Annotated in this window: 4 protein-coding genes and 1 pseudogene; all 5 read right to left on the reverse strand. The window is 64.6% G+C overall.

Annotation, left to right across the window (positions count from 1 at the left end; all coding sequences use genetic code 11):
- Positions 1 to 159: 159 nt before the first annotated feature.
- Entirely contained in the window at positions 160 to 417 is a 258-nt protein-coding gene (locus tag L995_RS05490; RefSeq protein WP_047469956.1) for a hypothetical protein, read from the reverse strand.
- Positions 418 to 1,133: 716 nt separating this feature from the next.
- On the reverse strand, positions 1,134 to 1,982 hold the full coding sequence (gene queF, locus L995_RS05500) for an NADPH-dependent 7-cyano-7-deazaguanine reductase QueF (RefSeq protein WP_043791423.1): 849 nt from the start codon (positions 1,980 to 1,982) through the stop codon (positions 1,134 to 1,136).
- 156 nt (positions 1,983 to 2,138) lie between these two features.
- Positions 2,139 to 3,023, reverse strand: a complete 885-nt coding sequence (locus L995_RS05505; RefSeq protein WP_016447807.1) for a 2OG-Fe(II) oxygenase — start codon at positions 3,021 to 3,023, stop codon at positions 2,139 to 2,141.
- A gap of 78 nt (positions 3,024 to 3,101) precedes the next feature.
- Positions 3,102 to 3,887, reverse strand: a complete 786-nt coding sequence (gene yaaA, locus L995_RS05510) for a peroxide stress protein YaaA (RefSeq protein ID WP_016447806.1) — start codon at positions 3,885 to 3,887, stop codon at positions 3,102 to 3,104.
- A 107-nt stretch (positions 3,888 to 3,994) separates the two neighbouring features.
- Positions 3,995 to 4,338: pseudogene (locus L995_RS05515) on the reverse strand (Rne/Rng family ribonuclease); the annotation flags it as partial.

The raw sequence follows: 4,338 nt of genomic DNA on the forward strand, positions 1-4,338 counted from the left end.
GCCCCAGAGGCACGGCCACCGGGGCGGGGCCAAAGGTGACGATGACCTGGGGTGGCAAGACCTGCGCCAGGGCCGAGCCGGGCGCGCTGACCGCCAGCGCAGCCACTGTCCCGGACAAGGCGGGGCTCCAGGCCGGGCGGGGGGTGGCGTGGGCAGCATTCATGGAAGTACCTTTCTTGAAACTCGTGACCATTCGCGGTCAGCCACCACCGTCAACTGCCGGGATTGGCCCAGGCACCGGCGTGCCTGCAAGATCGCGTTTTGCAAGTACATGGGCGCATCCAGCAGGTTCTGGGCCTGCTGCATGGTCTGTTTGTTGATCTCTACGGCTGAGACGGTTGCCTGGACCAGCGGCGGCGCCATTTCGGCCATTGGCTGGATGCACTGGCCCGCATGCTGTACGGTGGCGTTGCACATGAGTGCATACACGAGGCCATAGCGGGAAGCCGCGCCAATCGCAGAAAACGTGGAAAAGGGAAAACGCAATTCAGGCCGAAGCGGGCACCAGGGCGTTGGTTGGCGGTTCTTCCGAATTGCGCATGCGCAGGGAATCAGCCGTGCCCAGGCACAGGGCCTTGGCGTCAGCGCACTGCGTCAAGGCGCTGAATGAAAGCGATGCATGGATGGTCTCTCCCTCAAGGTTGGCGGTGGACTGCCGCTTTGGCGCTGCGCGCCAGGACAGTTCTGCGTGGGGCATTGGCAGGAAAAAGGCACCTGCCTATGCCTGACTTTCAGGCGGCGATTCATTGCTGCCTGAAGTCATTTCTTGTGCCGCCAAGCCTATGAACTTTTTTCTCGCTTGTCTCTAAGACAACTCCTGACGATGTTTCTGAATGCATCGACGGAGATTTTTGCTGCCATTTCAATAGCAAGCTATTTAGTGAATTCCGTGTTTTCGACGATCCATCCGTGGCAGATAAATCGAGGCGAAATAGGCTCAAATAGGGTGATCTGAAAAGTCAATCTGAATCGATGCAGGACGATTCCTGTTTTTCAGAATTCAGGTGCGGGCCGCCGACAGGAGCCTGGGCGCGGGGCTCGATGGGCAGGAGTGCGGGCATGCCGCTGCGGCGTCGGCATGCCGGTGAAAAGCTTGAAATGACGGCCGGCCTGAGGATGGCCGGCCGCCTCTTTTACTGCCGTGCAGAGCGCACGTTGGCCGGCAGCGCGCCAGGATGGCTGGTGCGGAATGGGTTGATGTCCAGGCCGCCACGGCGCGTGTAGCGTGCGTACACCGAGAGCTTGATGGGGCGGCAGCGGGTCCAGATGTCCATGAAGATGCGTTCCACGCATTGCTCATGGAATTCGTTGTGGTTGCGGAAGCTCACCAGGTATTGCAGCAGGCCTTCCTGGTCGATCTGCGCGCCGCTGTAGCGGATCTGCACGCTGCCCCAGTCGGGCTGGCCTGTGACCAGGCAGTTGCTCTTGAGCAGGTGGCTGACGAGGGTCTCGGTGACGGGCGCTTCCTCGTGGTTGGCGTGCAGCAGCTCTGGGGCGGGCTGGTACTGCGTGCATTCCACGTCCAGGCGGTCCAGCAGCAGGCCGTCCAGTTCCTGCACCATTTCCTGGTCGAAGCGGTCCAGGCCGATGATCTTCACGCCGATGCTGCCCTTTTGCTCGCTGCCTCGCCATAGCGCTTCGGCCAGGTCGGTGCGAAGGCGTGCCTGGACTTCGGCAGCGTCGGACAGGCGGGTGTTGTTGAAGCTGTTGAGGTAGAGCTTGAACGACTTGCTTTCGATGAGATTGGGGGTCTCGCAGGGGATCGTGAAATGCACGAGAGCCACCTGCGGCTTGCCGCGCAGGTTGAGCCAGGACAGTTCGAACGCCGTCCACAGGTCGGCGCCGAAGAAGGGCATCTGGCTTCCCTGAATGCCGATTTCCTCGCGCTTGGGCGCGCGGGGCAGGGGGAACAGCAGCGAGGGGGCGTACTGGTCGATGTAGGCAGAGCTTTTGCCCAGCTGGGATTGTTCGGGAGTGTTCATGGAAAAAGGGCCGGCCGTGCCGGCGCTGGTCAGGCCTGGACGGTCCGCGCGGAGCGCGTGGACCCAGGCTTTGAAGCTAACTGAATTTCCATGCCCGCAGGCATGGGCGGCCATATAAGGTCAATAAGGGTGGGTACGCCCGGGTTCGCTGGCTCTTCAGTGGAATTCGCGCTCGCGCAGCCATTTGGTGGCGATCCATTTTTCGCCGGCCAGCACGGGCGCGCCGCCGTGCAGGGTGCGCGTGGAGGGGTCGGGGCGTTCGTAGCTGAAGAAGACGGCGTTGCCCCGGCGCGGAACCACTTGCAGTGGCACTTCGGGAAAGATGGTGGCGCCGCCGCGCTCGGGCTCGTTCAGGTAGATGACCAGGGTGCCCACGCGCTGGCCGCCGCGCTTGAGGATGGTAGGCGTGCCGGGTTCGCCGGGCGCGAAGTAGTCGTGGTGGGGCTTGTACTCGGCGCCCGGGCCGTAGTGCAGCACCTGCAGGCCTTCGCCGTGGTCCAGCGGCCAGCGCAGCAGGCGGGCGATGCGTTCTTCCAGCTGGCGGACGATGCCGGTTTCCCCGCGCTGGAAGAACATGCCGTTGCTGGTGCGGTCGTCATTGATCTCTTCACCGCCGCTTTGCGTGGCCACGGTGAGCGAGCGCGCCATGCGCGGACGCGCGGCGGCGATGATGGCGTCGCACTCCTCATGCGAGAGCAGGTTGCCGAAGACCACGATGCGCGGGTTGCGCATGCTGACCAGTACCTGGACCTTGCGGTCGCCGACATCGATGCTGGTGGGGTCCTGGGAGAGGTCCGGCTCGGGCAGCGAGGAGGCCGAGACGACGACGGCCGGTGGCGCCGCTTCGCCTTGGTGGGGCAGGTCCAACGCCCGCCGGGCCAGTTCTTCGCTCCAGCCCACGTCGCGCATGGAGCGCAGCAGGGCCGCAGGCCCTATGCCGGAGGCGCGCTGGTCGCGTACCCATTGCATGAGTTCAGGCGTGAGACCCGCCGGCAGGTCCTGCGCGGTGCTCGGGGAATCTGGTGAGGATTTGAGGCTCATGGCGTGCAGTGCGGCCCTTGCCGCAGTGAATGGACTCCAAAGGCATCGAGGCCGGGGCCGGCCGGTGGCCGGCGAGGCTCAGTCAGCGGTCTTGCGGCGGAACACCAGGCGCGCAGGCGTCGAGGAAGCTGGCGCCAGTGCGTAGCCTTCCAGATCGAAGGCTTCGAGTTCAGCCGCGCTGCGAGCGCGTTGCTGTATGGCAAATCGTGCCATCAGCCCGCGCGCGCGTTTGGCATGGAAGCTGATGATCTTGTAGGCGCCGTTCTTGTAATCCTCGAACGCGCATTCCACCACCGGGGGCTTGAGGTGCTTCAAGTCTACCGATTTGAAGTATTCCTGCGAAGCCAGGTTGACGACGACGCGCTCGCCCGCCGGCTGCCGGGCCGCGCGCTGGTTCAGGTACTCGGCAATGCGGCTGCCCCAGAACTGGTAGAGGTTGCTGCCATGCGCGGTCTCCAGCCGGGTGCCCATTTCCAGGCGGTAGGGCTGCATGCGGTCCAGCGGACGCAGCACGCCGTACAGGCCGCTGAGGATGGCGATGTGCTGCTGCGCCCAGTCCAGGTCTTCGGCGTCCAGGCTGCGCGCCTGCAGGCCTTCATAGACATCACCGTTGAAGGCCAGCAGCGCCTGGCGGGCATTTGTGGCCGTGAAGCGAGGGCTGAAGGCCTCGTAGCGCGCCACGTTGAGCGCAGCCAGCTTGTCGCTGATGCCCATGAGTTCCGACAGTTGCTGCGGCGATTGGCGGCGCAGCACTTCGATCAGCTCCAGCGGCTGTTCGGAGAAGACGGGAAGCGTGTGTGGCAGCTTCGGCGGCAGCGGTGTGTCGTAGTCCAGCGATTTGGCGGGGGAGAGCAGCAACAGCATGGCGGGACGCAAGCTCCAGGATAGAGAGGGAGAAAAGACAGATGGACGGGGGTGGCGGCAGAAACAAACAGGGGCCGCGAGGGCCCCTGTGTCGTCACTGTCTGTGGTCAGACATGGGCCACGCCCTGCGGTTGCTGCTCGAATGGCAGCTGCAGGTCGCTCAGGTCCTTGCGTGTTTCCACGAGGATCAGAGGACCGTCATCCAGCACGACCATGGGCGGGCGCTCGCGCACGACGCGCTCGGGCTGCGGTTCGGCCGCGATGGCTGCCTGCGCAGCGGCCACCTTGTCGGCATCGGAGCCCACCCATTGCAGGCCCGAGGCGGCGGCCAGCGCCTGCAGCTCGGACACGGGCAACTGGTAGGCCTGGACCTTGGGCAGGCCGCGTTCTGCGGTTGCCTCAGCGGCCTTGGCTGCAGCGGGCTCGGCTGCGGCAGAAGCAGCAGAAGCGG

This window comes from Delftia sp. ZNC0008, assembly GCF_000799035.1.
Taxonomy (GTDB): Bacteria; Pseudomonadota; Gammaproteobacteria; order Burkholderiales; family Burkholderiaceae_C; genus Comamonas; species Comamonas tsuruhatensis.